Raw genomic sequence first — 25962 nt, 5'->3', positions numbered from 1 at the left:
CGCGCCGTCCCCGCCAACGAAAAAGCCCGGCCGAAGCCGGGCTTGATCGTGGTTGCAACTGGGCGATCCGTCGCGGTGGTGGTCCTCGGGATCAGTCGGCGTAGGTGCCGGCTGCCTTGATGACCTTGCCCCACTTCTCGATCTCGGCCTGGACGAACTTCTTGTGGCCTTCGGGTTCGATGCGGCCGTCGCTGGCGATCACGGCGCCCAGGGCTTCCTGGCGCTTGATGAACTCGGGGTCCTTGAGGGCGGCCTTCATGGCCTCGTTGACCTTCTTGACGACGTCGGCCGGCGTGCCCTTGGGCGCGTACAGGCCATGCCAGATGGTGACCTGGAAGTCAGGCACGCCCACTTCGGCCAGCGTCGGCAGGTCCTTCAGTGCGGGCATGACCAGGCGCTTGGGCGTGGTCACGGCATAGGCCTGGACCTTCTTGGCCGTGATCTGGCCCGTGGTGTTGGTGGTCTGGTCGCACAGCAGGTCGACCTGGTTGCCGATCAGGTCGGCGATGGCCGGCGCGGCGCCCTTGTAGGGCACGGGCGTCATTTCGGTCTTCATGGCCGCCTGCAGCATCAGGCCGCACAGGTGGGAGGCGGAACCGATGCCGGCATTAGCCAGGTTGACCTTGCCCTGGTTCTTGCCGATCCAGTCCTTGACCTCGGCGAAGTTCTTGGCCGGCAGGCTGGGGCGGCCGATCAGGGTCATGGGCACGTCGTTGATGATGCCGGCGTACTCGAAGTCGTTGAGCACGTTGAACGACAGCTTGCGGTACAGCGACGGGATCGTGGACATGCCGATGTGGTTGATCAGCAGCGTGTAGCCGTCAGGGCGGGCACGTGCAGCCTTGGCCGTGCCGATGGTGCTGCCGGCGCCGTCGGCGTTGTCCACCACGATGGTGGCATTGTTCAGATGCTTGCGCATGGACTCGGCCAGATCGCGGGCCACCTTGTCGGTCGGGCCGCCTGCGGTGAACGGCACGATGAGGGTGATCGTCTTGCCTGCGGCAGGATAGTCCTGCGCATGAGCGCCAATGGCTGCGCCGGCTGCCAGGGCGATGGCTGCGATCTTGAACAATGCTTTCATAGTGTCTCCAGGTGAATGGCGTGCAAATGATAGGGGGCGATGCGTTTTCGCCCTAAAGGGCAAACACGCAAAAGAAACCGAATGCACGAGGAGACGAATTTTAAGAATTGTTTCTATTGCGCCGCAGCAGATTCCCTTGCCATTGATCTAGTGCAAACCCTTGGAGGCTTGACAGGCGTCATGTTTTCAGGGATTGCGCCGGCTGCGCGGCGGCGCGGCCACCGTCCCCCGCGCCTCGGTGGCTACTTGTACGACCTCGCGTCTTCGATCACCTTGCCGTCATTGGGCAGCGTGCCCGGCAGCACCATCTGCACGTCGCCGCGCAGCTTGGTCACTTCGCGCACCGCGTCGGACAGCTGCTGGGCCAGGCCCGGCGAGGTCTCGCGGGTTTCGACCAGCAACTGCATCTGGTCATTGGCCATCTCGCCCGTGACCACCAGCCTTGCGCGTCCCACCTGCGGAAAGCGGCGCACGACGTCGGCAATCTGGCCCGGGTGCACGAACATGCCGCGCACCTTGGTGGTCTGGTCGGCGCGTCCCATCCAGCCCTTGATGCGCGCATTGGTGCGGCCCGTGGGGCACTGGCCGGGCAGCACGGCAGAGAGGTCGCCCGTGCCGAAGCGGATCAGCGGGTAGTCGGGGTTGAAGGTGGTTATCACCAGTTCGCCCACCTCGCCGGGCGCCACGGGGTCGCCCGTGCCGGGGCGCACGATCTCGACGATGACCTGCTCGTCCAGCACCAGGCCTTCGCGCGCCTCGGTCTCGTAGGCGATCAGGCCCAGGTCGGCCGTGGCGTAGCACTGGTAGCCCGCGATGCCGCGCTCGGCCAGCCAGTCGCGCAGCGAGGGCGGAAAGGCCTCTCCGGAGACCATGGCCTTGGTCACGGACGGGATGGGCAGGCCCATCTCCACGGACTTTTCCACAATGATCTTGAGGAAGCTGGGCGTGCCCACGTAGCCGGCGGGACGCAGGTCGGCCATGGCCTGCACCTGCTGCTCGGTCTGGCCCGTGCCGCCTGCGAACACCGTGCAGCCCAGCGCATGGGCGCCGCTTTCCATCATCGAGCCCGCGGGCACGAAGTGGTAGCTGAAGCAGTTGTGCACCAGCTCGCCGGGCCGAAAGCCAGAGGCATGCAGCGCGCGCGCCATGCGCCAGTAGTCGGGGCGGCGGCTCTCGGGCTCGTAGATGGGGCCGGGGCTGCAGAACAGGCGCGGCATGGGCTGGCCCAGGCCGATGGCGTTGAAGCCGCCGAAGATCTGCGCGGGCCGCTGCTCGGCCTGGCGCTGCAGCAGCTCGTACTTGCGCGTCACCGGCAGGCGGGCCAGGGCCTCGCGGCTGGTGATCTGCGCGGCGTCGACGCCGTCCAGGATCCGGGCGAAGGCAGCCGACTGTTGCTGCGCATGGGCGATCTGTCGGGGCAGGGCGGCCAGCAGCGCCGCTTCGCGTTCGTCAGGGGTGCGCGTCTCCAGCGCGTCGTAGAAGGCACTCATGGCTAGTCCTGTATGTGGAAAAGGGCAGATGGAGTCCGGCCAGCGGTGAAAGAAAGATTCCAACAATCCTTGTGCCGCCCCTGGCCCGCGAAACCGGCGCGGCCCAACCCCAGGGACACCGAGGAAGGGCCGCCCCCGCACCGAGGGTGTCGTCCCCCTTTCAGGGGGAAGGCGCGAAGCGACTCAGGGGGTATTCATGCAAGCCAACGTTTTCTGCGCTTGTAGCTTTTCACGTCCTTGAAGCTTTTCCGCTCGCCGCCGCCCACGCCCAGGTAGAACTCCTTGACGTCCTCGTTGCTGGCCAGGTCCGAGGCCGCGCCGTCCATGACGATGCGGCCGCTTTCCATGATGTAGCCGTAGTCCGAGTACTTGAGCGCCATGTTGGTGTTCTGCTCGGCCAGCAGGAAGGTGACCTTTTCCTTGCTGTTGAGGTCGCGGACGATGTTGAACACCTCCTCGACGATCTGCGGGGCCAGGCCCATCGAGGGTTCGTCCAGCAGCACCATGCGCGGGTTGGCCATCAGCGCGCGGCCGATGGCGCACATCTGCTGCTCGCCGCCCGAGGTGTAGGCGGCCTGCGAGGTGCGGCGCGTCTTCAGGCGCGGAAAGTAGTTGTAGACCTTCTCGAGGTTGGCCGCGATCTCGCCCTTGTCGGTGCGCGTGTAGCTGCCGGTCATGAGGTTTTCCTCGATGGTCAGGTGGGCGAAGCAGTGCCGCCCCTCCATGACCTGGACCACGCCGCGCTGCACCAGCTCGGAGGGCGTGAGGCTTTCGATGCGCTCGCCCTCCAGCTCGATCGTGCCCTTGGTCACCTCGCCGCGCTCGCCCTTGAGCAGGTTGGAGATGGCGCGCAGCGTCGTGGTCTTGCCCGCGCCGTTGCCGCCCAGAATGGCCACGATGCTCTCGCGCGGCACCTGGAGCGAAACGCCCTTGAGCACCAGGATCACATGGTTGTAGATGACTTCGATGCCATTGACCACGAGCAGCGGATCGCTGGCGGCCGGGGCGGAGGTGGGTGCGGTGGTCATGGCGTCGTCCATGGGCGTTGATACGAAAGCGGAGTGCGGGGCCGCAACTCTCGAAGCATCTCTGCGCGGGGTATGCCCCAACTCAGGGACACCGAGGAAGGGCCGCCCCGCACCGAGGGTGTCGTCCCCCTCCCCCGCGAAGCGGGTCGAGAGGGCGAAGGCGCGCAAGCGCCTCAGGGGGTGCAAGTTCTAGCTTTTACGTTCTTTTCCTTGGCGTACTTGTCCGCGTACTCCTTGACCAGCGGTTCGACCATGGACTTGTCGGCCTGGTACCAGTCGGAGACCACCTTCCACTTGGCGCCATCCCACTGGGCGATGCGCGACCAGTCGGTGCCCAGGTGGTTGTCGCAGCTGGTCTTGACGGGGCGGATGATCTTGCCGAAGCCCAGCTCGTTGAGGCGCTCCTGCGTGAGGTTCAGGTTCTCCAGGCCCCAGCGCACCTGCTCGGAGGTCATGACCTTGCCCTTGCCGTATTTTTCCTGTGCCGTGCGGATGGCCTCCACCTGCAGCATGGAGATCACCATGCCGCGCGTATGGGCCATGGCGCCCAGTTCCTTGGCGTCGGTGGCCGTGCCCTGGCCCTTGTCGTAGACCATGGCCTTGACCTCGTCGTGCACCTTGTCGTGCTCGGCCGTGTTGTGGATGGTCACGGTGTTGTAGCCCTTGGCGCCGGCGCCGATGTCCTTCACGTCATGGTCCGAGCCGGCCCACCAGATGGCGTACATCTTCTCGCGCGGGTAGCCGGTGGCCTGCGCCTCGCGCACGGCCGTGGGCGTCATCACGCCGGCCGACCACAGCAGCACGTAGTCGGGGCGCTGCTGGCGGATCTGCAGCCAGGTGGACTTCTGCTCCACGCCGGGCGCCGTCACGGGCAGCAGCGTCAGGTCGAAGCCTTCCTTGGCGGCGCGCTTTTGCAGCAGCGGAATGGGTTCCTTGCCATAGGGCGAGTCGTGGTAGACCAGGGCGATCTTCTTGCCCTTGAGGCTGCCCTTTTCCTTCTTGAGGATGTCCTGGATGATGGAGTCGGCCGCCGTCCAGTAGTTGCCCAGCAGCGGGAAGTTCCACTCGAAGACCTTGCCGTCGGCCGACTGCGACAGGCCGTAGCCCGTGGTGATGATGGGCATCTTGTCGCCGGGCGCCTTGTCCGTCACGGCGAACGTGATGCCGGTGGACTGCGGATCGAAGCCCGCCGCGCCGCCGCCCTTGCCCTTCAGGCGCTCATAGCACTCCACGCCCTTGGCCGTGTCGTAGGCCGTCTCGCATTCCTCGTAGGCGATCTTCACGCCATTGATGCCGCCCTTGGCGTTGACCAGCTTGATGTAGTCCTGCTTGCCATCGGCCCATGGAATGCCCAGCGGAGCGAACTGGCCCGTGCGGTAGACCAGCAGCGGCACGAACTGGTCCTGGGCCTGGACGGCGGGGGCGGCCACGAGGCCGCCGATTCCGGCTGCGACGGTGGCGGCGGCGATGGCGACTTTCTTGAACATCATGACGTTGTCTCCTAGTTGGCTGGGGAAGATTCCCCGGTTATCCGGCACTCTGTGGCGCCCTGTCTCGATCAGAATCAAACATTCCATGTTTCCTGGCGCCATCTGTGGAACTGGCGAGCCCCAGGTCAGGGACACCGAGGAAGGGCCGCCCCGCACCGAGGGTGTCGTCCCCCTCCCTCGCGTAGCGAGTAGAGAGGGGGAAGGCGCGAAGCGACTCAGGGGGTGTCATATCAATGCGGGAAGGGCCAGACGCGAAGCTTTTGCCTTGCCGTTGCCCACAGCTTCGCGAGTCCGTGCGGCTCCACGATCAGGAAGAACACGATCAGCGCACCGAAGATCATGTGCTCCAGGTAGGTCGCCGTGGCCGTGGACAGCGGCAGGCCCAGCCAGTGAGGCACCTGGGTGAGCAGCAGCGGCAGCAGCACGAAGAAGGCCGCGCCGAAGATGCTGCCGACCACCGAACCCAGGCCGCCGATGATGATCATGAACAGCAGCTGCAGCGAGCGGTCCAGACTGAAGGCCGCAGGCTCCCAGGCACCCAGGTGTACGAAGCCCCACAGCGCGCCGGCCACGCCGACGATGAAGCTGCTCACGGCAAAGGCGCTGAGCTTGGCGTAGGTCGGGCGGATGCCGATCACGCTGGCGGCCACGTCCATGTCGCGCATGGCCATCCATTCGCGGCCGATGGCGCCGCGCACCAGGTTCTTGGCCGCCAGGCCCAGCAGGCACAGGATGCCCAGGCACAGCAGGTACTTCTCCATGGGCGTGTCGATCTTCCAGCCCATGATGGACAGCGGACCTGCGCTCACCGAGCCCGAGGAGGAGTTGTTCGTCACCCAGGCGGCGCGGCTGGTCAGCCAGTCCACGAAGAACTGGGCGGCCAGCGTGGCCACGGCCAGGTACAGGCCGCGGATGCGCAGGCTGGGCAGGCCGAAGATCACGCCGAAGACCATGGCCAGCACGCCGCCGCCGATCAGGGCCACCAGCAGCGGCATGCCCTCGAAACGCACCTGCAGGTTGTAGGCCGCATAGGCGCCCACGGCCATGAAGGCGCCCGTTCCCAGAGAGATCTGGCCGCAGTAGCCGACCAGGATGTTCAGCCCCAGCGCCGCCAGCGACATGATCAGGAAGGGGATCAGCACGGCCTGGAAGGTGTAGTCGCTGACGCTGAAGGGAATCACCAGGAAGGCGACGGCCAGCAGCGCCACGATGGCCCAGCGGTCCTGGGCGACGCCGAAGATCTGCTGGTCGGATGCGTAGGTCGTCTTGAATTGACCGTTCTCACGATAAAACATGTGCAGGTTCTCCGTAACGGTCAAACGCGATCAATGATTTTGTCGCCGAACAGCCCCTGGGGCCGCACGAGCAGGAAGCACAGGGCCAGGCCGTAGGCGAACCAGGTCTCGATGCCGCCGCCGACCATGGGGCCCAGGTAGACCTCGGAGAGCTTCTCGCCCACGCCGATGATCAGGCCGCCGATGATGGCGCCGGGCAGCGAGGTCAGGCCGCCCAGGATCACCACGGGCAGGGCCTTCAGGGCCACCAGCGACAGCGAGTACTGCACGCCCAGCTTGGAGCCCCAGATGATGCCCACCACCAGGGCCACGCCGCCGGCCACCGACCAGACGATGACCCAGATGCGCGACAGCGGGATGCCGATGGACTGTGCCGCCTGGTGGTCGTCGGCCACGGCGCGCAGCGCGCGGCCGGTCTTGGTCTTCTGGAAGAACACGCTGAGCGCGGCCACCAGCAGCGCGGCGATGCAGGCCGCATACAGGTCTTCCTGGCTCAGCAGCACGCCGCCCTCGAACAGGCCGTCGAGGATGAACATGGGGTCCTTGGGCATGCCCACGTTGATGCTGTAGACGGCGCTGCCGAAGATCATCGGGCCCAGTCCGTCGAGCAGGTAGGCGATGCCCAGCGTGGCCATCAAGAGCGTGATGGGCTCCTGGTTGACCAGGTGGCGCAGCGCCAGCCGCTCGATCACCCAGGCCACGACCACCATGATGGCCAGCGACACGCAGATGGCCAGCAGGTTGGTGAACCAGCCCGGCTCCATGCCGATCCACTTCGGGATCCACTCGGAAAAGCGCGCCATGGCCAGGGCCGAGAACAGCACCATCGCGCCCTGGGCGAAGTTGAACACGCCCGAGGCCTTGAAGATCAGCACGAAGCCGATGGCGATCAGCGCGTACAGCGTGCCCACCATGAGGCCGCCGAACAAGGTTTCCAGAAAAAATCCCATGTCAGTCCCCTCAATGGCCTGTGCCAAGGTAAGCGCGGATCACGTCTTCGTTCTGGCGCACCTCGTCGGGTGCGCCGTCGCCGATCTTCTTGCCGTAGTCCAGCACCACGACGCGGTCGCTGATGTCCATGACCACGCCCATGTCGTGCTCGATCAGCACGATGGTGGAGCCGAACTCGTCGTTCACATCGAGGATGAAGCGGCACATGTCCTGCTTTTCCTCCACGTTCATGCCGGCCATGGGCTCGTCCAGCAGCAGCACCTGCGGCTGCATGGCCAGGGCGCGGCCCAGGTCCACGCGCTTTTGCAGACCGTAGGGCAGCTGGCCCACGGGGGTCTTGCGGTAGGCCTGGATCTCCAGGAAGTCGATGATGTGCTCGACGAACTCGCGGTGGCGGATCTCCTCGCGCTGGGCCGGGCCCAGGCGCAGGGCCTGCATCAGGATGCCGCTTTTGATCTGCAGGTTGCGGCCGGTCATGATGTTGTCGATCACGCTCATGCCCTTGAACAGCGCCAGGTTCTGGAACGTGCGCGCCACGCCCATCTCGGCCACCTGGCGGCTGTTCATGTGGCTGAAGGTCTTGCCCCGGAAGGTGATCGATCCCTCGGACGGGGTGTACACGCCGTTGATGCAGTTGAGCATCGAACTCTTGCCTGCGCCGTTGGGGCCGATGATGGAGCGGATCTCGTGCTCGCGCACATCGAACGAGATGTCCGTCAGCGCCTTCACCCCGCCGAAGCGCAGGCTGATGTTCTTGATGTCGAGGATGACATCGCCGATCTTCTTGTGGGTCATGTCAGCGGCTCCGGTCAGGCCCTGGCGGTGGCAGCCACCGAATGGGTTTTGGCATCGATGATGGACAGCGTGGCGCTGACGCTGCCGGTGCGGCCGTCCTCGAACTTGACCTGGGTCTCGATGAACTGCTCACGCTTGCCCGTGTACAGCGCATCGACCAGCACGCCGTACTTGTCGGCAATGAAGCCGCGGCGCACCTTGCGCGTGCGGGTCAGCTCGTCGTCGTCGGGGTCCAGCTCCTTGTGCAGCACCAGGAAGCGCGCCACCTGCGTGTCGGCCATACCGGCTTCGGCGGCCAGGTCGGCGTTCACCTGGGCCACGCAGTCGGCCACCATCTCCAGCACCTTGGCCTTCGATGCCAGGTCCACATAGCCGCCGTAGGGCAGGCCCTGGCGCTCGGCCCAGTTGCCCACGGCCTCGTAGTCGATGTTGATGAAGGCGCAGACCTGGTCGCGACCGTGGCCGAAGCACACGGCCTCCTTGATCTGGGGGAAGAACTTGAGCTTGTTCTCGATGTAGTTGGGCGCGAACATGGCGCCCCGGCTGGTCTTGCCCACGTCCTTGGCGCGGTCGATGATGCGCAGCTGGCCGCTAGCGTCGATCACGCCGGCATCGCCCGTGTGGAACCAGCCGTCGGCATCCACCACCTCGGCCGTGGCGTCGGGGCGCTTGTAGTACTCCTTGAGCACGGACACGCCCTTGAGCAGCACCTCGCCGTTGTCGGCGATCTTCAGCTCGATGCCCGGTGCGGCCTGGCCCACGCTGCTCAGTTCCACCTGCCCGTCGCGCTGTATGCACACATAGGCGCAGGTCTCGGTCTGGCCGTAGAGCTGCTTGAGATTGATGCCGATGGAGCGGAAGAAGCGGAACAGCTCGGGCCCGATGGCCGCGCCCGCCGTATAGGCCACGCGGATGCGCGACAGGCCCATGGCATTGCGCAGCGGGCCGTAGATGCACAGGTCGCCCAGCGCGTACTTCAGGCGGTCCAGCGCGCCCACCTTCTTGCCGTCCAGGATGTCCGATCCCACGCGCCGCGCCACGGCCATGGCGCGGCCGTACATCCACTGCTTGAACGGCGCGGCATCCTCCATGCGGATGGACACCGAAGTCAGCATGCCCTCGAAGATGCGCGGCGGCGCGAAGTAGTAGCTGGGGCCGATCTCGCGCAGGTCGATGGACACGGTCGAGGCCGACTCCGGGCAGTTGATGGTGAAGCCCGCCACCAGCCACTGCGCGAAGGAAAACAGGTGGTCGCCCACCCAGGCCGGAGGCAGGTAGGAGATCACGTTGTCGCCAGGGCCCAGGCAGTCCACCTGCACACCGCCGCGTGCCGACTCGCCAAAGCTGCGGTGGGTCTGGCACACGCCCTTGGGCTTGCCCGTCGTGCCCGAGGTGTAGAGGGTGACGGACACGTCGTCGGGCGACAGCGCCGCCAGCATGGCATCCCAGGCGCCCGGGTGGGCGGCCTCCCATTCCTTGCCCTTTTGCAGCAGCGCCTCGGTGCTGATCAGCCCCGGCTGGTCGTAGTGGCGCAGGCCGCGCGGGTCGTCATAGATGATGTGGCCCAGGCCGCGGACGCTCTCGCGCACCTCCAGCAGCTTGTCCACCTGCTCCTGGTTCTCGGCGAAGGCGAAGTCGATCTCGGCATCCTCGATGACGAAGCGCATCTCGGCCGCCACCGCGTCCTGGTACAGCGGGATCGGCACGGCGCCCAGCGCCTGCACGGCCAGGAAGCCCATGTAGACATGGGGCCGGTTGTCGCTGATGAAGGCCAGATTCTGGCCGCGTGCCAGGCCCAGCGCCGCCAGGCCGCAGGCCATGTGGCGCACGGTCTGCGCGGCCTCGCTCCAGCTCCAGGTCTGCCAGATGCCGTATTCCTTCTCGCGCAGCGCCGGTGCCTGTGGGCGCTGGGCAGCATGCTGGAGCAGCAGGTGCGGGAACGTGGTCGTCATTCCATGTCCTTGGTTGTTCGTGGATGGTGGCCGCGTGGTGCAAATGCCCAGGCTGAGACCCACCGGCTTGGACTGCATCGTAGGACTGGCTTTGACGCCGTGGTGTCTGTTTGACGACAATCTTCGGGAAACTCATCATCGGGAAAACGCGCCGTAACAAATGGTGCCAAAACGGTCTCATTGCCCGTTGGGGGGCTTGCGCTCCAGCCCGTTCGCAGCGGGTCGCCGTCCTTCTGGAAATCCCGCTCACGCCAGCCACTGGCCTCGGGCAATGCTTGGGTGGTTTTGTTGATTCATCCGCGCACCCTCGCCGCGACTCCATGAGCCAAGAACTGTCACTGCACCAGCGCCGCCGTGCGCCCCGACCCGAGGAACTCGATGGCATTCCCTGGCTGGCCCTGCTCCAGCCCGCCGAGCGCGAGCGCGCGCACAAGGCGCTGGTCGTCGGCGACGCACAGTCCGGCGACTACGTCTGCCGCACCGGCCGCGCGCCCACCTACTGGTTCGGCGTGGTCGAAGGCCTGCTCAAGATGAACACCGATGGCGCCGATGGCGCCAGCATGACGCTGGCCGGCCTGCCTCCGGGCGGCTGGTTCGGCGAGGGCACGGCCGTCAAGCGCGAGCCCTACCGCTACAACGTGCAGGCCATCCGCAAAAGCGTGGTCGCCGGCCTGCCCATCGACACCTTCCACTGGCTGCTGGACCACTCCATCGGCTTCAACCGCTTCGTCATGAGCCAGCTCAACGAGCGCCTGGGCCAGTTCATCTCGGCCCGCGAAATCGACCGCCTCACCAACCCCGACCTGCGCGTGGCCCGCAGCCTGGCCGCGCTCTTTCACCCGCTGCTGTACCCGGGCGTGGGCGAGGTGCTGCGCATCACCCAGCAGGAGCTGGCCTACCTGGTGGGCCTGTCGCGCCAGCGCGTCAACGAGGCGCTGTCCGTGCTGCAGCGCGAAAACGCCATCGTCGTGGAGTACGGCGGCCTGCGCGTGCTCGACCTGGAAGCGCTGCGCAGCGGGCTGTTTGCGACGGCGCGGCGGGCGGCCTGAGCATGCGCGGCGTCCGCTTTGGCGCCGTACCCATCGGCATGGACCAGTACCGATGCATGTCGCCATGAAATTTTGAAAAGTATTGAAAATCGTAGTAGAACTACGATTGGAAGGAAATATCAAAGTTGCCCGTGTTTGGAATAAGTGCTTGAATCGCAGCATGACTACGACCGGGGCAAGCAAATTAAACGCGCTCTACACGCAGCTGCCTGCGGGCACACCCATCACCTCGCAGGATCTGGCAGGGCTGGGCATCTCCGCAGACCTGGCTGTCCACTACGTGCGCGCGGGCTGGCTGAAGCGCCTGATGCGGGGGGTCTTCTGCCGGCCCAACGACAGTCTGGCCCTGCATCCGAGCCTGGGCGTGCTGCAGCGCCGCCTGGAGGGCCTGCATGTGGGGGGCAAGTCGGCGCTGGACTGGTACGGCATGCGCCAGTATGTGGCGCAGCAGCCGGTGCTGCAGCTGTATGGCTGGGCCGCCGGGCAGCTGCCGCCATGGTTCACCGAGCGTTTTCCCGCTGAATACCACCGCAAGAGGCTGTTCGACGAGCAACCCGGTGCCTTGCTGCATGTCGGGCCCTTCGAACAACGCAGCGGTGCCGCCCAGGTCTCGGCGCCGGAGCGTGCACTGCTGGAGCTTCTGAGCGATGTGGGCGTGCGCCAGCCGCTGCAGGAAGCCAGGGAGCTGGTGGAGAGCGCGTACAGCCTGCGCGCCGATGTGCTGCGTGAACTTCTGCAGCGCTGCACCAGCGTCAAGACCGTGCGCCTGTGCCTTCAACTCGGGCGCGAGGGGGCGCTGCCCTGGGTCGCCAGGCTGGAGACGGCCTCGCTGCCGACGGGAAGCGACAGGCCCTGGGTGTCCCGGTCGGCCGAGGGCCTGTTGGTGCTCAAGCCATGAACCAGACCTATCTCGATACCGCGCGCCTGTTGACACAGGTCGCGCCGCTGGTGTTTGTGGATGACACGTTCGCGCTGAAGGGCGGAACCGCGATCAACCTGTTCGTGCGCGATATGCCGCGTCTGTCCGTTGATCTGGACCTGGTGTTTCCCGACCACAGGCCGTCGCGCGACGAGGCGCTGCAACGGATCAATGAGGCCATCCGGCAAGCGGCTATACGCCTGACGAAGCGGGGCTTCCAGACCCATGCGCCGGTGGCTGCAGCGGGCCAGACCAAGCTGCTGGTGCGCCGTGGTTCCGTGCAGGTCAAGATCGAAGTGAACTATGTCATGCGGGGCACGGTGCTGCCGGTACGGCGGGCATCGCTTACGCCCGCTGCGCGCGATGTGCTGATGGCCGACCTGGAGATTCCCGTGGTCTCGGCAGAGGACGTGTACGGCGGCAAGCTTGTGGCCGCCCTGGACCGGCAGCACCCGCGTGATCTGTTCGATGTGATGCAGCTGTTCGCGCACGGCGGCATCACTCCTGGCATCCGGCGCGCGTTCGTGGTCTATCTGGCCTGCAGCAACCGGCCGTTGCACGAAGTGCTGTTTCCTCCCTTGCGTGATGTCCGGCACGATTTCGAAAACAACTTCCGGGGCATGACGGCCGAGCCTGTGTCGCTGCAATCTCTGCTCGCAGCACGCGAGCGGTTGCTGCGGGAGCTTCAGCAAGGGCTGGATGCCAGTGAGCGGCGCTTTTTGCTGTCGCTGGCCGCTGGAGCCCCCGACTGGCCGGCGCTGGACATCGCCCATCTCGAACACCTGCCCGGCGTGCGATGGAAGGTGCAGAACCTGGCGCAACTGCGCACGTCCCATCCCCGCAAGTTCGCCGAGCAGGCGGACCTGCTGGCCGCATGGCTGGCCATCTGACGCCAGCACTGCACACCTTCAGATCACGCCCTCGCGCCGCAGCCTCTCCTGCTGCTGCGCATCCAGGCCCAGCGCCGCATAGATGCGTGCATTGTCCTGGCCAGTGGCCGGGCCGCTGCGTGGCGAAGGGGCCTGGCGGCCCGTGAAGCGTGGCACGGGCGCGGGGGCGGTGAGGGGGCCCAGGTCGGGGTCGGGCAGGGTGATGAAGCTGCCGCGTTCCACGAAATGCGGGTCCTGCAGCACGTCCTGGGCCGAACAGACCTTGCTGAACGGGATGTCGTGCGCGGCCAGCGCGGCCATGGCCTGGGTGCAGTCCAGGCCTGCGCACCATTGCACGATCAGCGCATCCAGTGCCTGCAGGTGGCGGATGCGCGCGGCGTTGTCCGCAAAGCGCGGGTCGGCGGCCAGGTCGGCGCGGTCCATGGCCTGGCACAGGCGCGCGAAGATGGCATCGCCCGTGGCGACCACAGTGAGCCAGGCGCCGTCGCGCGTGCGGTAGACGTTGGAGGGCGCCGTGTAGCCCGCGCACGATCCCGTGCGGCTGCGTGCCTGTCCGCCCAGCTGGTACTCGGCCGCCAGCGGGTCCAGCAGGCGCAGCATGGCTTCGGTGGCCGACAGGTCGATCTCCAGGCCGCGCCGTTCGCCTGGAGGCTTTGCATTGCGCTCGGCCAGTGCGGCCGCGATGGAGAAGGCGCCGAACAGCCCGGCCACGGCATCGCCCAGTGGGTAGTTCATGTGCTGGGGCGGGCCTCCCGCCTCGCCCGTGAGGTGGGCGAAGCCGCTCATGGCCTCGAAGATGCGCGCAAAGCCCGGCCGGCGCGCATAGGGGCCGGTCTGGCCGAAGCCCGTCAGGCGCAGCACGATGAGGCGCGGGTTGCGGGCATGCAAGGTGGCCAGGTCCAGCCCCCAGCGGTCCAGCGTGCCGGTGCGGAAGTTCTCCACGAGCACGTCGAAATCCTCGATCAGCCGCAGGAACAGCATGCGGCCCTCGGCCTTGCGCACGTCCAGCGAGATGCCCTGCTTGCCCCGGTTGGCGGTTTTCCAGAACACGGCGTGGCCGTCGTGCACGGGGGCCAGGCTGCGCAGCGTGTCGCCGCCGCCGGGCAGCTCCAGCTTGACGACGTCGGCGCCCAGGTCGCCGCACAGGGTGGCCGAGAAGGGGGCGGCCAGCACCGTGGCCATGTCGAGGATGCGCACACCCTCCAGCGGATAGCCTTGGCGCTGCATCAGTTGCCTTTCAGGTCCACGTTCTTCAGCACGGGCTCCCAGGCGCGGCGGTCTTCGGCCACGCGCTGGTGGAAGTCCGCCGCCTGCGTGGGCAGCGGCGTGGCGCCCAGGCGTGCCAGCTTGTCTCGTGTCTTGGGCAAGGCCATGGCCTTGGCCAGCGCCTGGTTGAGCGTGGCCACGATCTGCTGCGGCGTGCCCTTGGGCGCGGCCAGGCCCACCCACAGGCCGGTGTCCAGCCCGGCCACGCCCAGCTCGGCAAAGGTGGGAATGTCGGGCGCGGCGGGCGAGCGGCTCTTGCCGGTCTGCGCCAGGATGCGGATCTGCCCGCCCTGCATGTAGGGCAGGGTGCCGCCCAGGTTGTTGCACATCACCGGGATGTGGCCGGCCATGAGGTCGTTGACGGCCGGGGCGTTGCCCTTGTAGGGCAGGTGCTGCATCTTGGTGCCGAGCCGGTGGTTGACCATCTCGCAGACCAGGTGCGAGGGCGTGGCCGTGCCGGCCGAGCCGAAGGACAGCGTGCCGGGCCTGGCCTTGTCGGCCGCCACCAGTTCGGCCAGCGTGCGGTAGGGGGTCTTGGCGTTGACGGCGATGACGTTGGGCAGGTCCGCCACCAGGCCGATGTACTCGTAGTCGGTCAGCGGATTCCACTTGAGGTTGGCGTGCACATGGGGCAGGAAGACATTGCTCAGGCCTGCCATGAGCAGGGTGTAGCCGTCGGGCGCGGCGCGGGCCACGAGTTCCGAGCCGACCAGGCTGCCCGCGCCCGGCTTGTTCTCCACCACCACGGGCTGTCCCAGGGCCTTGCCCAGTTCCACCGACAGCGCTCGGGCCACGAGGTCGGTGCTGCCGCCTGCGGGAAAGGGAACGATCACGCGCACGGGCCGATCGGGAAAAGCCGCTTGGGCCGTCTGTGCCGCTTGGGCAGCCTGCGCGCAGGCACACAGCGCGGCCAGCAGGCCCAGGGTGGCCAGGTGCTTCGAGGTGAGGGGGCGTGTCATGGGGGCCTCCGGTGTCGCGCAGCATGAGCTTGGCGATGTTGAGCTGGTGGATCTGGCTGGTGCCTTCGTAGAGGCGGAACAGGCGCACGTCGCGGAAGTAGCGCTCGATGGGGCTGAAGTCGGCCACATAGCCCGCGCCGCCGAACATCTGCACGGCGCGGTCGGCCACGCGGCCGCACATCTCGGAGGCGAAGTACTTGCACATGGAGGCGGACAGCGCCACGTCCTCGCCCCGGTCGCGGGCGCGGGCGGCCTCCAGGATCATGGATTGCGCCGCGAAGATCTCGGTGCGGCTGTCGGCCAGCATGGCCTGCACCAGCTGGAAGTTCGCCACCGGCTGCCCGAACTGCTCGCGCTGGCGCACATGGGCCAGCGCCAGGTCCAGCATGCGGATCGCCGGCCCCGTGCACAGCGCGGCCAGGTGCAGGCGCTGCTTGTTGAGCACCTTCATCACGGTCTTGAAGCCCTGGCCCTCGCGCCCGCCGATGATCTGGTCGGCCGGCACGCGGCAGTCCTGGAAATGCACGTCCGACACGGGCGAGCCCGCCTGGCCCATCTTGCGATAGGGCTGGCCCGTCACCAGGCCCGGCGAGCGTTCCACGAAGAAGGCCGTCAGCCCCTCGCTGCCCGTGCTGCCTTCGCCGGTGCGGGCGATGACGGTGAACACATCGGCCAGCGGCGCATTGGTGATGAAGCGCTTGCTGCCGTTGAGCACATAGTGGTCGCCCTCGCGGCGCGCCGTGGTCTGGATGTTGCTCGCCTCCGAGCCCGCGTCCGGCTCGGTCAGCGCCAGGCAACCCGTGAGCTCGCCGCGCGCCATGCGCGGCAGCCAGCGCTGCTTTTGCGCCTCGGTGCCGTCGGCCACGAGGGCTTCGGAGCCAATGCCGGTGTTGGTGCCCACGCGGGCCCGCAGCGCCACCGAGGCCTGGGACAGCTCGAAGGCGCAGCGCACCAGCTCCTCGGTGCTCAGGCCCAGGCCGCCATGGGCCTGGGGAATGCTCCAGCCGAAATAGCCCTTGTCGCGCAGTTCCTGGACTACGGCAGGCGGGATCTCGTCATCGCGCTCGATCTGCTCCTCCAGCGGATGCCAGCGGTGGCGCACGAAATGGCGGACGTCTGCAATCAACGCCTGCAGGCGGGCGTCGGCGGGATGGGGGGTGGGGGCTTGGCTCATGGGCCGCACTGTAGGAAGCGCGGGCACCAGGGCTGCAATGCAGTTTCAAATATTGAAATGCAGTTGCGGCTTTGCGGCGGTGGTCCGCACAATCGCCACGTGCCCCACACCCCCATTGCCCACCAACCCAGGGACTCGCAGGATGTCTGCCGCATCCGCGAGCAGGACCCGTATTTCGCAGGCACGCTGGCCAAGGGGCTGATGATCCTGCAGTGCTTCGTCAGCGACCCGCGCCCGCATGCGAACAGCGAGCTGGCCCGCCGCCTGGGCCTGCCGCGCCCCACCGTGTCCAGGCTGTGCCGCAGCCTGCAGACCATGGGCTACCTGGACCATGACGAGCGGCTGGACCGCTATTTCGTCGGCCCGGCCGCCGTCGCCCTGGGCTACCCCTATGTGATCAACACGCCCTTGCTCGGCCCGCTGCGCCTGCCCATGCAGGCGCTGGCCGACCGTGTGAAGGGGGCGGTGTCGGTGGGCGTGGTCATGGACCTGGATGTGGTCTACCTGGACACCTGCGCCTGGGAAGGCGGCACGCTCAAGCGCCCCGGCGTGGGCGCGGTTCGCGGCGTGCTGGAAACGGCCATGGGCCGGGCAGGGCTTGCCCAGCTCGATGCCGGGGAACTGCAGCGCTTCCTGGACCGCGTGCGCAGCCAGCGGCCCGAGGAATATGCGCGCTGCAGGGACAACGCCAGCGAAAGCCTGGCGCACTATGCCGCCCGGGGCTTCGCAGTCAACATGGGCGACTCCGGCCTGGGCGTGTGCGCGGTGGGCGCGGCCTCGCGCATCCGCTACGGGTCGCGCCGGCTGCTGTTCAACTGCGCCGTGCCGGGCCTGCGCATGCCGGCCCGCACGCTGATCCGGGATGTGGGCCCCCAGTTGGCGCAGTTGGTGGCCCTGTGCGACCGGCTGCCCGTGGACCGCTGATCTGCGGGCCTGGCGCTTCAGAAGGCGGCCAGCACGATGCCGATGGCCAGCAGCACGCCGAAGGAGATCCAGCCGTTCTTCTGGTCCAGGCCACCGATCTGGCGCAGCGCCTCTTCGCGCGCAGCGCCCACCAGGCCCCTCTGGTTGATCTGCTGTATGCGCGTGACCAGCCATTGCAGGTAGGTGCGCTTGACCGTGAACGAGATGGCTACCGCGATGCCGAGCACGCGCCCGGCGCCGCCCGTGCCGGGCATCAGCAGGTTGATGATCAACAGGGTGATGAAGGCCACCATGGCATAGGCGTAGACGCGGCGGGCAATGGCCCAGGACACGCCCATGAAGGGAATGGCCGTCCAGCAGGGACTGAGTGCGGCGAAGAATCCCTTTTTCCCGCCGACCATGCGCTCCCACAGCGGACGGTATTTGTCGGCATTCGGGCCGATGGCGGTCTCCATATCGGACCACTCGATTCCCGTCAAGTCCATTTTGGTGATGAGCAGCGCCTTGAATTGTTCTTTCAAGGGCATGGAATTCAATAGGTTGGGTGTATCGCTCATGGTTTTCCTTGTTGAATGAGGCGGGATTCCGGGCGTGATGGTCTGGATGCCGCAGCGGGCGCTGCGCGCAGGGCTGTTGTCTCGAAAGAGGGCCCCTGTCTCTGGACGGGCGCCATTCTATGGGGAGATACATGGGAAATGGCAAGCCCAATGGATTGGTTTGCAATGGAAAATGAATGAATGCGCTCGTGAGAAATACAGTTTTTTACATATTCAATGCCATGGGCTGTTATCTCCTCATTGGCCGGATGGCGAATTTTCGTGGCGAGTTGATTCATCCTGATCCATCTTTCATTGGGGATTCATATGAATATGCATATCGCGACGGATACAGCGAATGGGATGGGCCTGGGGGCCAGGTGCATTGCCATGGACGGGAATCGGGCTCGCACAACGGGTGTACCGTCCTTCGTGCAGGCGCTTCGCTGCGGGGCCGGGCAGGGGGCCCGGCAGGCCGGGGCAGCGCGGGGCCGATAGCCGAGCGCAATGCCCGTATTGGCCGCAGGGCGCTGCCGCTGCAGGCCGTGCCGCGCGACAATGGCGGCCTAATGTCATCCCCTACTTCTTCCAAACCGTCCCGGCCCGGCGCCGACGAGGCGGCAGCGCCCTCCGCGCGCCCTGTGCTGCGCCGCCCCGAAAAGCCACAGGCCGAGCCGGCTGGCGATGCCCGCCGCCCCTCTGGTGGCGCAGGCAGATCTGCGGGCGCACGCGGCCCGCGCAACGACCGCAATGACCGCAATGAACGCGGCGGGCGCAATGAACGCTACGAGCGCTCCGACCGCCGTGACGCAGGCCCTCGCGGCGATGCCCGTGATGCGACGCCCCGCGGCGACGCCCGTGATCAGCGCCCGCGCAGCAGCGGTTTCGGCCGTGCCGAGGACCTGGACCGTTCCCAGCCGCGTGGCGACTGGCGTGGCCAGGGCGGCGGCGAAAACCGTGCCCCGCGCGAGCAGCGCGATCCCCGTGATGCGCGTGACACGCGCCATGCGGGCGACATGCGCGACTCCCGTCCCCCGCGTCCGCCCCGCCCGGATGATCGCCGCGACCGGCCCTATGGCCAGCGTGACGAGCGTCCGCGTGATGGGCAACGTGACGGCCCCCGGGAGGGCGGCTTCCGTGATCGCCCCCGTGACGACGCCCGGGGTCCCCGCCGTGATGACGCCCGCGGCCCGCGCCGCGATGCGCCGGCCCAGGCCGAACCCGCCTACCGTCCGCTCAGCGGCATCCGCACCTACCGTCCCGCCGACGGTGGCGCCAGCCGCGAGATTCCCGTCAAGCGTGCCCCCGCGCCCGTGCAGGAGCAGGTTCCGGGCGCCGTGCGCATCAACAAGCGCCTGGCCGACATGGGCCTGTGCTCGCGCCGCGAGGCCGACGAGTGGGTGGACAAGGGCTGGGTCCGCGTCAACGGCGAACTCGCCGTCATGGGCCAGAACGTGGTGGCCGCCGACCACATCACGGTCGAGCGCGAGGCACGTGACCGCCAGGACCAGCAGGTCACCATCCTGATCCACAAGCCCATGGGCTACGTCAGCGGACAGGCCGAGGATGGCCACGAGCCGGCCGTGGTCCTGGTCACTCCCCAGAACCACTGGAACCAGGACACCAGCCGCACGCGCTTCAACTTCGCGCAGCTCAAGGGCCTGGCGCCCTGCGGCCGGCTGGACATCGATTCCGTGGGCCTGCTGGTCATGACCCAGGATGGCCGCGTGGCGCGCCAGATCATTGGCGAAGACTCGGAGATGGACAAGGAGTACCTGGTACGCGTGACCTACGGCGACCGCGACATCGACGTGCAATCCGTGTTCCCGGCCGAGCAGCTGGCACGCCTGTGCCATGGCCTGTCGCTGGACGGCGAGGAACTCAAGCCCGCCAAGGTGGACTGGCAGAACCCCGAGCAGCTGCGCTTCGTGCTGACCGAAGGCAAGAAGCGCCAGATCCGCCGCATGTGCGAACTGGTGGGCCTGCGCGTGGTGGGCCTCAAGCGCATCCGCATCGGCCGCGTGACGCTGGGCAATCTGCCTGTGGGCCAGTGGCGCTATTTGGGTGCACACGAAGGCTTTTAGCACCCCCTGAGCGGCTTGCGCCGCTTCCCCCTCTCTACCCGCTTCGCGGGGGAGGGGGACGACACCCTCGCGGCGGGGCGGCCCTTGCTTGGTGTCTCTGGTCTTGGGCCGCGCCGGTTTCAGTGAGCGCACAGCTCGTGTTTAGAATGCGAACCATTCTCAAACGAGCTTCAGCGCTGCGGCACGCCAGTCCGGGGCGCGTCCGTCTTTTCATGCGCGCACCGGCCGATCCTGTACACACCCTCTATGTCGAACACCACGGCTGGCTGCAAGGCTGGCTGCGCCACAGGCTGGGCAATGTGTTCGAGGCTTCCGATATCGCGCACGACACTTTCGTCAACGTGATCACCTCGGGCATGGCCGGCCGCATCGAGCAGCCGCGCCCCTTCCTGGCCACCGTGGCTCGCCATCTTGTGATCCGCCAGCACCGGCGCCGGCTGCTGGAGCGCGCCTATCTCGACACCCTGGCCCTGCTGCCGGCCGAGCTGGCTCCCTCGCCCGAGGAGCGGCTGATCGCCCTCGAATCGCTGCAGGCCGTGGACCAGGCGCTGGACGCGCTGGCGCCCAAGGTGCGCGAGGCCTTCCTGCTGGCCCACCTCGAAGGCCTGAGCTATGCGGACATCGCCACGCGCCTGGGCGTGTCCATGACCAGCGTCAAGCGCTACCTGGCCCAGGGCTATGAGCGCTGCTTCGTGCTGGCGCTGTCCTGATGGCGCCGGTGCCTCCTTCCGATCCTCGGCGCCTGTCCAGCGCCGCGCCGCTACCCGGCAGCAGTATCCAGGCGCCCCAGGCGCTGGGCCGGCCCTTGCCGGCCGGCGTGGCGCGGGCGGCGGCCGGCTGGTTTGCGCTGCTGCAATCGGGCCAGGCCTCGGCCGCCGACCGGGCGCGCTGGCAGCGCTGGCTCGATGAAGACGCCGACCATGGCCGCGCCTGGGCCCATCTGCAGGCCGTCACGGGCGCGCTGACGGGGCTCAATCCCGGTGGCGCGGGCTATCGCGGCCTGTCCGCTGCTCCCCGGGCTGCGCGGCGGCGCCTGCTGGGCCTGTTCGCGGGCCTGGGCACGGCGGCGGGCGCGGGCTGGCTGGCCAGCCGCACGCCGCAGTGGCAGCAGATGGCGGCCGACTACTCCACCGGCACGCAGCGCCGCCGCTGGAGCCTGCCCGACGGCACGGACATGCTGCTGGGCCCCGGCAGCGCCGTGGCCTTGCAGTTCGACGGCAGCGAGCGCCGGCTGCGCCTGCTGGCCGGCGAGGCGCTGTTTACCACCGGTCATCCCGCAGGTGCGCTGGGCGATCTGCCCTTTGTGGTGGAGACCGCCCACGGCCGCGTGCGCGCCCTGGGCACGCGCTTCATGGTGCGCAGCAACCAGGCAGGTGCGCGCGTGGCGGTGTTCGAGGGCGCCGTGGAACTGCGCCCGGCCGGCACAGGCGCATCCGCACGGCGTCTGCAGGCGGGCGAGGCCATGGATTTCACGCGCACGGGCTGGGGCACGGTGCAGCCGGCAGGCCCTGCGGATGACGCCTGGAGCCGGGGCCAATTGTGGGTGGACAACCAGCGCCTGGACGACTTCCTGGCCGAGCTCAACCGCTACCGCCCCGGCTGGCTGCACGCCGATCCGGCCGTGGCCGGGCTGCGGTTCTCAGGCGTGTTCCCGCTGGACGAAGGGGGCATCGATGGCACGGACGCCGTGCTGGCCATGCTGCCCGGTGCGCTGCCCGTGCAGCTGCGCTGGCGCACGCGCTGGTGGGTGGTGGTGGAGCCTGCGCAGGTGCGCGGCTGAGGCTTTTTTCTTCCTTTTCGCTTTTTTTGCGCCGGGGGTGACCCGATTTCCCGCGCCGCGCTTCCTTGTTTCCGAGAGCTTTGATTTTCGATATCGGAACACAGGGAGAACCCAGGACCATGCAACCCCTTTTCATGCCCCGCCCCGCGCTGGCGCTGGCCATCGCGCTCATGCCCGCCGCCGTGCTGGCCCAGGCCCAGCGCAGCTATGACGTCGCTGCCGGCCCGCTGGATGCCGCCTTGCGCAGCACGGCCGCCCAGGCCGGCGTGGCCCTGATCTTCACGGCCGATCAGACGGCCGGACAGCGCAGCGCGGGACTGCGCGGCAGCTACACGGTGGAGGCTGCCTTCGAGGCGCTGCTGGCCGGCACCGCCTGGCAGGCCGTGCGCCAGGCCGGCGGCGGCTATGCGCTGCGGCGCGTGGAGCAGGTCCGGCAGCTGCCGGCCGGCAGCGGGATGGAGCTGGCGCCCGTCATCGTCACCGCGCGCGCCGAGGAGGTGGGCGGCGAAGGCCCGGTGGCCGGTTACGTGGCGCGGCGCAGCACGGCAGGCTCCAAGACCGATACGGCCATCGTCGAGGTGCCCCAGACCATCAACGTGGTCACCGCCGACGAGATCGCCGCGCGGGGCGCCATCAGCGTTTCCCAGGCGCTGCGCTATACGCCGGGCGTGGATTCCTCGGGCTATACCGAGAACTACATGCAGGCCGACGAAACCGCCTCGCGCGGCTTCTCTCCGGCATCGCTGTACCTCGATGGCGCCTACCTGCCGTATGCGGGCAGCCTGGGAGGTGCCGCCCAGATCGAGCCCTACAGCCTGGAGCGCATCGAGGTGTTCAAGGGCCCGGCCTCGGTGCTCTACGGGCAGAACCAGCCCGGCGGCGTGATCAATCTGGTCAGCAAGCGGCCCATGGCCGAACCCTTGCGCGAGGTGCGGCTGGGCGTGGGCAGCCACGGGCGCGCTGATGCGGCGCTGGACCTCTCCGGCACCCTGGATGCCGAGCGCGGTCTGCTCTACCGCCTGGTGGCTGTGGCCAATGGCGGCGGCCAGCAGGCCGACCACACGCGCAGCAGCCGCCTGTTCGTGGCCCCCAGCCTGACCTGGCGGCCCGATGCTCGCACCTCGCTGACCCTGTATGCGCAACTGCAGCGCGACCAGGGCGTGTGGGATTACCAGGCCATGCCGGCCGTGGGCAGCCTGTTCGAGGGACCTGACGGCAAAAGGATCAGCCGCAGCTTCTTCAACGGCCAGCCTGGCTACAACGACTTCTGGCGCAACCAGGCCGTGCTGGGCGCCGACTTCGCGCACCGCTTCAACGACAGTGTGCTTTGGCGGCAAAAGCTGCTTTTCACCGACGTGCGTGACCGCTGGAAGGGCTTTTACCTGCGCGCCTTTGCGCGCGACGCCGAGGGAGCCATCGACTACGGCCGCGCCACCCGCACCAAGCTGGACTGGGCGCAGCACAACAGCGTGCTGAGCCTGGACAACCACCTGGAGGTCAAGGCCAGCACCGGCCCCGTGAGCCACACGCTGCTGGGCGGGTTGGATTACCGCCGCTTCTCGCGCAAGTACGAGGGCTACAACGACTACGCCTCTGCCCCCATCGACCTGTATGCGCCCGACTACGGCCTGCCCACGGCTGCGCCCACACTGACCACACGCTGGGACAACACCGTGGATCAGACCGGGGTCTACCTGCAGGACCAGATGCGCTGGCGCGATCTGGTGCTGACCGTGGGCGGACGCCATGACTGGGCCGGCATCGACAACAAGGACCTCATGGAGGCCACGCGCACCCGCCAGGACCACAAGGCCTTCACGGGCCGTGCGGGGGTGACCTGGCTGGTCGGCAACGGCGTGGCGCCCTACCTGAGCTATTCCGAGTCCTTCGTGCCCATCGTGGGCACGGACTTCCATGGCCGGCCTTTCGATCCCACCACGGGCAAGCAGATCGAGGCGGGCGTGAAGTACCAACCACCCGGCAAGAACCTGCTGCTGAGCCTGGCGGTGTTCGACATACGCCAGCGCAATCTCACCACCACGGACCGCGAGCACCCCGGCTACTCGGTGCAAACCGGGGAGGTGCAGTCCCGGGGCGCGGAAATGGAGATCAAGGCCAGCCTGGGCGCGGCCTGGGACATTGCCGGCGGCTTCAGCTACGCCGACATGCGCACCCTGCGGTCCAACGATGCCGAAGAAATCGGCAAGCAATGGGCCTCGACGCCGCGCTGGCGCGCCTCGCTGTGGGTCAACCACCACCTGCATGCGGGCCTGAGCGTGGGAGCGGGCGCGCGCTGGTCGGGCAGCGCCTTCGGCGACTCCGCCAACAGCTTCCGCACGCCGGCCTACCTGGTCTTCGATGCCGCGCTGCGCTATGACCTGGGCCTGATCGACGCCAGCCTGCGCGGGCTGGAGGGCACCATCAACGTCCAGAACCTGTTCGACAAGAACTATGTCTCCAGCTGCAACTACGCCTTTGGCTGCTACTACGGCAGGGCGCGCACCGTATCCGCAGGCGTGACCTATCGCTGGTAGGCGACTGCGGCGCGGGCGGAGGGCGCCGGGATGAATGGATAATAAGAACCATTCGTCTTTGGCGCCGTGGCACTCCATGGCGCCTTGCCCCGATGCCTCACTCATCACCCTCCGCTCCCGACCCCATCCAATCGCTCTATGTCGCCCACCAGCCCTGGCTGCTGGGCTGGCTGCGGCGCCGCATGGGCAACGCCTGCGACGCTGCGGACCTGTCGCAGGACACCTGGGTGCGCCTGATCGTCTCGCGCCGCCTGCCCCGGCAGGAAGAGGAGCCGCGCGCCTACCTGGTGCAGATCGCCAAGGGACTGGTGGTGGACCTGCTGCGCCGGCGCAGGCTGGAGGCCGCCTATCTGGAGGCGCTGGCGCTGCTGCCCGAATCGTTTGCGCCTTCGCCCCAAGAGCGGGCGATTGCGCTGCAGACCCTGGTGCGCGTGGACGCCATGCTGGATGCGCTGCCGCCGCGCGTGCGCGAGGTGTTCATGCTCTCGCAGTTCGAGGGCCTGACCTATGCCGAGATCGCCCCGCGCGTGGGCACGGCCGAGCGCACGGTGCGCAAGCACATGCGCGATGCGCTGCAGGCATGTTTCCAGGCGCTGATGGAATGACGCACACCGCCACCGGACTCCTTGCCGCCGATCCGACCGAGGCCCTGGACCAGGCCTTCGACTGGATGGCCGTGCTGCTGTCGGGCAGCGCCACCGAGGCCGAACACCAGGCCCTGGCCGCGTGGCGCGCGGCCGATGCCCGTCACGAGGAGGCCTGGCAGCAGCTGATGCAAATGCAGCAGCGCTTGCAGGCCGTGCCGCCGCAGCTGGCCTCGCGCACGCTGCGCACGGCGCGTGCGCCCGCGGCCGGGAGGCGCAAGGCGCTGCGCGTGCTGGCCTGGGGCGCGGGCACGGGCGTGGCGCTCTATGCCGGTCATGGCGCACTGGAGCGCAGCGGTCAGCTGGCCGCGCTGCACACGGGCACGGGCGAGCGGCGCGAGCACCGACTGGCCGACGGCTCCGTGGTCACGCTGGACACAGGCAGCGCGCTGGACCTGCGCTACACGGCCACGGAACGCCGCCTGCTGCTGCGAGCGGGTGCCATCCATGTGCGCACGGCGTCGGATCCGGCCGGCGCGCATCGCCCCTTCATAGTGGAGACTCCCCGGGGCACGCTGCAGGCGCTGGGGACACGGTTTTCCGTGCGTCTGGACGGTGGCGGCGCAGCGGGGCGGGACCGGGTCGAAGTATTCGAGGGGGCGGTGGCCGTCGCTCCGCTGCAGGGGCCGTCGCGCCGCGTGGAGGCCGGCGAGTGGGCAGACTTCGGCGCCGAGACGGTGCAGGCCGGCGTCTTGCCGCCGCAGGGCGATGCCGCCTGGACACGCGGCCTGCTGGTGGCCGAGCGCATGCGCCTCGAAGACTTTCTGGCCGAGCTGTCGCGCTACCGCCGTGGCGTGCTGCGCTGCGACCCGGCCGTGGCCGGGCAGATCGTCTCGGGCGTGTTCTCGCTGGACGACAGCGATGCCACGCTGGCCGCGCTGCAGGGCGCGCTGCCGGTGCGCGTGCGCCGGACCACGCGTTTCTGGGTCACGGTGGGACCGGCCTGAGATCCGGCAAAAAAATATTTGCGGCAGGGCGTGCCGCTTTCCGGATCTCGTTCGGGATAGAGACAACAGCCATTTTCTGCAGTGAATGGCTATGTCCGCCATCCATCGAAAGGAATCCTCCATGCCGCACCCCGTGCCCGGCGCTCTTGTCCGCTTCCGACCTCCTGCACAGGC

General features: G+C 67.8%; 22 protein-coding genes and 1 pseudogene. 10 read left to right on the top strand and 13 right to left on the bottom strand.

The window, feature by feature from the left end; translation table 11 throughout:
* Positions 1 to 91: 91 nt before the first annotated feature.
* From ACF8O7_RS02025 to ACF8O7_RS01990, 8 genes are all read right to left on the bottom strand, one after another.
* Positions 92 to 1081 (bottom strand): tripartite tricarboxylate transporter substrate-binding protein, encoded by a 990-nt coding sequence (locus ACF8O7_RS02025; RefSeq protein ID WP_016446599.1) that lies wholly within the window; start codon positions 1079 to 1081, stop codon positions 92 to 94.
* A gap of 242 nt (positions 1082 to 1323) precedes the next feature.
* On the bottom strand, positions 1324 to 2571 hold the full coding sequence (locus ACF8O7_RS02020; RefSeq protein WP_016446598.1) for a phenylacetate--CoA ligase family protein: 1248 nt from the start codon (positions 2569 to 2571) through the stop codon (positions 1324 to 1326).
* 194 nt (positions 2572 to 2765) lie between these two features.
* Positions 2766 to 3599, bottom strand: coding sequence for an ABC transporter ATP-binding protein (locus tag ACF8O7_RS02015; RefSeq protein WP_016446597.1), 834 nt, complete (start codon positions 3597 to 3599; stop codon positions 2766 to 2768).
* Between the two features lie 173 nt (positions 3600 to 3772).
* Entirely contained in the window at positions 3773 to 5089 is a 1317-nt protein-coding gene (locus ACF8O7_RS02010) for an ABC transporter substrate-binding protein (protein WP_126311250.1), read from the bottom strand.
* Between the two features lie 230 nt (positions 5090 to 5319).
* The gene (locus ACF8O7_RS02005; RefSeq protein ID WP_016446595.1) at positions 5320 to 6384 is read right to left on the bottom strand and encodes a branched-chain amino acid ABC transporter permease; all 1065 of its coding nucleotides are present in this window, start codon (positions 6382 to 6384) and stop codon (positions 5320 to 5322) included.
* A 20-nt stretch (positions 6385 to 6404) separates the two neighbouring features.
* Positions 6405 to 7334 carry a branched-chain amino acid ABC transporter permease gene (locus tag ACF8O7_RS02000; RefSeq protein WP_016446594.1) on the bottom strand — a complete coding sequence of 310 codons (930 nt, stop codon included), beginning with the start codon at positions 7332 to 7334 and terminating at the stop codon, positions 6405 to 6407.
* 10 nt (positions 7335 to 7344) lie between these two features.
* Positions 7345 to 8130 (bottom strand): ABC transporter ATP-binding protein, encoded by a 786-nt coding sequence (locus ACF8O7_RS01995; RefSeq protein WP_012203089.1) that lies wholly within the window; start codon positions 8128 to 8130, stop codon positions 7345 to 7347.
* 14 nt (positions 8131 to 8144) lie between these two features.
* Positions 8145 to 10082, bottom strand: a complete 1938-nt coding sequence (locus tag ACF8O7_RS01990) for an AMP-dependent synthetase/ligase (RefSeq protein WP_392442130.1) — start codon at positions 10080 to 10082, stop codon at positions 8145 to 8147.
* A 320-nt stretch (positions 10083 to 10402) separates the two neighbouring features.
* On the opposite strand from ACF8O7_RS01990, the gene ACF8O7_RS01985 reads away from it, so the two are divergent.
* From ACF8O7_RS01985 to ACF8O7_RS01975, 3 genes are all read left to right on the top strand, one after another.
* Positions 10403 to 11131, top strand: coding sequence for a Crp/Fnr family transcriptional regulator (locus tag ACF8O7_RS01985; RefSeq protein ID WP_016446592.1), 729 nt, complete (start codon positions 10403 to 10405; stop codon positions 11129 to 11131).
* A gap of 160 nt (positions 11132 to 11291) precedes the next feature.
* Positions 11292 to 12029: a type IV toxin-antitoxin system AbiEi family antitoxin gene (locus tag ACF8O7_RS01980; protein ID WP_016446591.1), complete on the top strand. Its 738-nt coding sequence runs from the start codon at positions 11292 to 11294 to the stop codon at positions 12027 to 12029.
* Positions 12026 to 12940 carry a nucleotidyl transferase AbiEii/AbiGii toxin family protein gene (locus tag ACF8O7_RS01975; RefSeq protein WP_126311252.1) on the top strand — a complete coding sequence of 305 codons (915 nt, stop codon included), beginning with the start codon at positions 12026 to 12028 and terminating at the stop codon, positions 12938 to 12940. Before ACF8O7_RS01980 ends, ACF8O7_RS01975 begins: the two co-directional genes overlap by 4 nt.
* An 18-nt stretch (positions 12941 to 12958) precedes the next feature.
* Here the strand turns inward: ACF8O7_RS01975 and ACF8O7_RS01970 are convergent, their stop codons facing one another.
* From ACF8O7_RS01970 to ACF8O7_RS01960, 3 genes and pseudogenes are all read right to left on the bottom strand, one after another.
* Positions 12959 to 14167, bottom strand: coding sequence for a CaiB/BaiF CoA-transferase family protein (locus tag ACF8O7_RS01970; RefSeq protein ID WP_126311340.1), 1209 nt, complete (start codon positions 14165 to 14167; stop codon positions 12959 to 12961).
* Positions 14167 to 15165: a tripartite tricarboxylate transporter substrate binding protein gene (locus ACF8O7_RS01965; protein WP_126311341.1), complete on the bottom strand. Its 999-nt coding sequence runs from the start codon at positions 15163 to 15165 to the stop codon at positions 14167 to 14169. The genes ACF8O7_RS01970 and ACF8O7_RS01965 overlap by 1 nt, the downstream gene beginning before the upstream one ends.
* Positions 15166 to 15175: 10 nt before the next feature.
* Positions 15176 to 16339, bottom strand: a pseudogene (locus tag ACF8O7_RS01960) (acyl-CoA dehydrogenase family protein); the annotation flags it as partial.
* Here ACF8O7_RS01960 and ACF8O7_RS01955 point away from each other — a divergent pair.
* Positions 16250 to 17263: a helix-turn-helix domain-containing protein gene (locus ACF8O7_RS01955; RefSeq protein ID WP_322737934.1), complete on the top strand. Its 1014-nt coding sequence runs from the start codon at positions 16250 to 16252 to the stop codon at positions 17261 to 17263. The pseudogene ACF8O7_RS01960 and the gene ACF8O7_RS01955 sit on opposite strands and share 90 nt — an antisense overlap.
* A gap of 17 nt (positions 17264 to 17280) precedes the next feature.
* Here the strand turns inward: ACF8O7_RS01955 and ACF8O7_RS01950 are convergent, their stop codons facing one another.
* Positions 17281 to 17820 (bottom strand): hypothetical protein, encoded by a 540-nt coding sequence (locus ACF8O7_RS01950; RefSeq protein ID WP_126311253.1) that lies wholly within the window; start codon positions 17818 to 17820, stop codon positions 17281 to 17283.
* Complete coding sequence (locus tag ACF8O7_RS01945) at positions 17817 to 18098, bottom strand: hypothetical protein (protein ID WP_126311254.1); 282 nt, start codon at positions 18096 to 18098, stop codon at positions 17817 to 17819. Before ACF8O7_RS01945 ends, ACF8O7_RS01950 begins: the two co-directional genes overlap by 4 nt.
* A gap of 270 nt (positions 18099 to 18368) precedes the next feature.
* On the opposite strand from ACF8O7_RS01945, the gene ACF8O7_RS01940 reads away from it, so the two are divergent.
* The 6 genes from ACF8O7_RS01940 (at position 18369) to ACF8O7_RS01915 (ending at position 25788) form a co-directional block, all read left to right on the top strand.
* Positions 18369 to 19883, top strand: coding sequence for a pseudouridine synthase (locus ACF8O7_RS01940; protein WP_392442124.1), 1515 nt, complete (start codon positions 18369 to 18371; stop codon positions 19881 to 19883).
* Between the two features lie 212 nt (positions 19884 to 20095).
* Positions 20096 to 20593 (top strand): sigma-70 family RNA polymerase sigma factor, encoded by a 498-nt coding sequence (locus tag ACF8O7_RS01935; protein WP_016451916.1) that lies wholly within the window; start codon positions 20096 to 20098, stop codon positions 20591 to 20593.
* Positions 20593 to 21663 (top strand): FecR domain-containing protein, encoded by a 1071-nt coding sequence (locus ACF8O7_RS01930; RefSeq protein ID WP_126311255.1) that lies wholly within the window; start codon positions 20593 to 20595, stop codon positions 21661 to 21663. Before ACF8O7_RS01935 ends, ACF8O7_RS01930 begins: the two co-directional genes overlap by 1 nt.
* Positions 21664 to 21782: 119 nt before the next feature.
* Positions 21783 to 24197 carry a TonB-dependent siderophore receptor gene (locus ACF8O7_RS01925; RefSeq protein ID WP_227472479.1) on the top strand — a complete coding sequence of 805 codons (2415 nt, stop codon included), beginning with the start codon at positions 21783 to 21785 and terminating at the stop codon, positions 24195 to 24197.
* Between the two features lie 92 nt (positions 24198 to 24289).
* The gene (locus ACF8O7_RS01920) at positions 24290 to 24802 is read left to right on the top strand and encodes a sigma-70 family RNA polymerase sigma factor (protein ID WP_047218485.1); all 513 of its coding nucleotides are present in this window, start codon (positions 24290 to 24292) and stop codon (positions 24800 to 24802) included.
* Positions 24799 to 25788: a FecR domain-containing protein gene (locus tag ACF8O7_RS01915; protein ID WP_070080687.1), complete on the top strand. Its 990-nt coding sequence runs from the start codon at positions 24799 to 24801 to the stop codon at positions 25786 to 25788. Before ACF8O7_RS01920 ends, ACF8O7_RS01915 begins: the two co-directional genes overlap by 4 nt.
* Positions 25789 to 25962 lie beyond the last annotated feature (174 nt).

The sequence above is a fragment of the Delftia sp. WSY_16 genome, assembly GCF_043104415.1.
In the GTDB taxonomy this organism is placed as follows: Bacteria; Pseudomonadota; Gammaproteobacteria; order Burkholderiales; family Burkholderiaceae_C; genus Comamonas; species Comamonas tsuruhatensis.
Note: the sequence above shows the minus strand (reverse complement) of the source record. Positions and strands in the feature narration are given on the sequence as shown.

Excerpts from the sequence above, each read along its gene's own strand:
- ACF8O7_RS01990 (WP_392442130.1), bottom strand. The coding sequence starts at position 10,082 with ATGACGACCACGTTCCCGCACCTGCTGCTCCAGCATGCTGCCCAGCGC.
- ACF8O7_RS02005 (WP_016446595.1), bottom strand. The coding sequence starts at position 6,384 with ATGTTTTATCGTGAGAACGGTCAATTCAAGACGACCTACGCATCCGAC.
- ACF8O7_RS01995 (WP_012203089.1), bottom strand. The coding sequence starts at position 8,130 with ATGACCCACAAGAAGATCGGCGATGTCATCCTCGACATCAAGAACATC.
- ACF8O7_RS01940 (WP_392442124.1), top strand. The coding sequence starts at position 18,369 with ATGTCATCCCCTACTTCTTCCAAACCGTCCCGGCCCGGCGCCGACGAG.
- ACF8O7_RS01930 (WP_126311255.1), top strand. The coding sequence starts at position 20,593 with ATGGCGCCGGTGCCTCCTTCCGATCCTCGGCGCCTGTCCAGCGCCGCG.
- ACF8O7_RS01975 (WP_126311252.1), top strand. The coding sequence starts at position 12,026 with ATGAACCAGACCTATCTCGATACCGCGCGCCTGTTGACACAGGTCGCG.
- ACF8O7_RS02000 (WP_016446594.1), bottom strand. The coding sequence starts at position 7,334 with ATGGGATTTTTTCTGGAAACCTTGTTCGGCGGCCTCATGGTGGGCACG.
- ACF8O7_RS01965 (WP_126311341.1), bottom strand. The coding sequence starts at position 15,165 with ATGACACGCCCCCTCACCTCGAAGCACCTGGCCACCCTGGGCCTGCTG.
- ACF8O7_RS01970 (WP_126311340.1), bottom strand. The coding sequence starts at position 14,167 with ATGCAGCGCCAAGGCTATCCGCTGGAGGGTGTGCGCATCCTCGACATG.
- ACF8O7_RS01985 (WP_016446592.1), top strand. The coding sequence starts at position 10,403 with ATGAGCCAAGAACTGTCACTGCACCAGCGCCGCCGTGCGCCCCGACCC.
- ACF8O7_RS01935 (WP_016451916.1), top strand. The coding sequence starts at position 20,096 with ATGCGCGCACCGGCCGATCCTGTACACACCCTCTATGTCGAACACCAC.
- ACF8O7_RS02020 (WP_016446598.1), bottom strand. The coding sequence starts at position 2,571 with ATGAGTGCCTTCTACGACGCGCTGGAGACGCGCACCCCTGACGAACGC.
- ACF8O7_RS01955 (WP_322737934.1), top strand. The coding sequence starts at position 16,250 with ATGCCAGCGGTGGCGCACGAAATGGCGGACGTCTGCAATCAACGCCTG.
- ACF8O7_RS01945 (WP_126311254.1), bottom strand. The coding sequence starts at position 18,098 with ATGAATCAACTCGCCACGAAAATTCGCCATCCGGCCAATGAGGAGATA.
- ACF8O7_RS02015 (WP_016446597.1), bottom strand. The coding sequence starts at position 3,599 with ATGACCACCGCACCCACCTCCGCCCCGGCCGCCAGCGATCCGCTGCTC.
- ACF8O7_RS01920 (WP_047218485.1), top strand. The coding sequence starts at position 24,290 with ATGCCTCACTCATCACCCTCCGCTCCCGACCCCATCCAATCGCTCTAT.
- ACF8O7_RS01980 (WP_016446591.1), top strand. The coding sequence starts at position 11,292 with ATGACTACGACCGGGGCAAGCAAATTAAACGCGCTCTACACGCAGCTG.
- ACF8O7_RS01915 (WP_070080687.1), top strand. The coding sequence starts at position 24,799 with ATGACGCACACCGCCACCGGACTCCTTGCCGCCGATCCGACCGAGGCC.
- ACF8O7_RS01925 (WP_227472479.1), top strand. The coding sequence starts at position 21,783 with ATGCAACCCCTTTTCATGCCCCGCCCCGCGCTGGCGCTGGCCATCGCG.
- ACF8O7_RS02010 (WP_126311250.1), bottom strand. The coding sequence starts at position 5,089 with ATGATGTTCAAGAAAGTCGCCATCGCCGCCGCCACCGTCGCAGCCGGA.
- ACF8O7_RS02025 (WP_016446599.1), bottom strand. The coding sequence starts at position 1,081 with ATGAAAGCATTGTTCAAGATCGCAGCCATCGCCCTGGCAGCCGGCGCA.
- ACF8O7_RS01950 (WP_126311253.1), bottom strand. The coding sequence starts at position 17,820 with ATGAGCGATACACCCAACCTATTGAATTCCATGCCCTTGAAAGAACAA.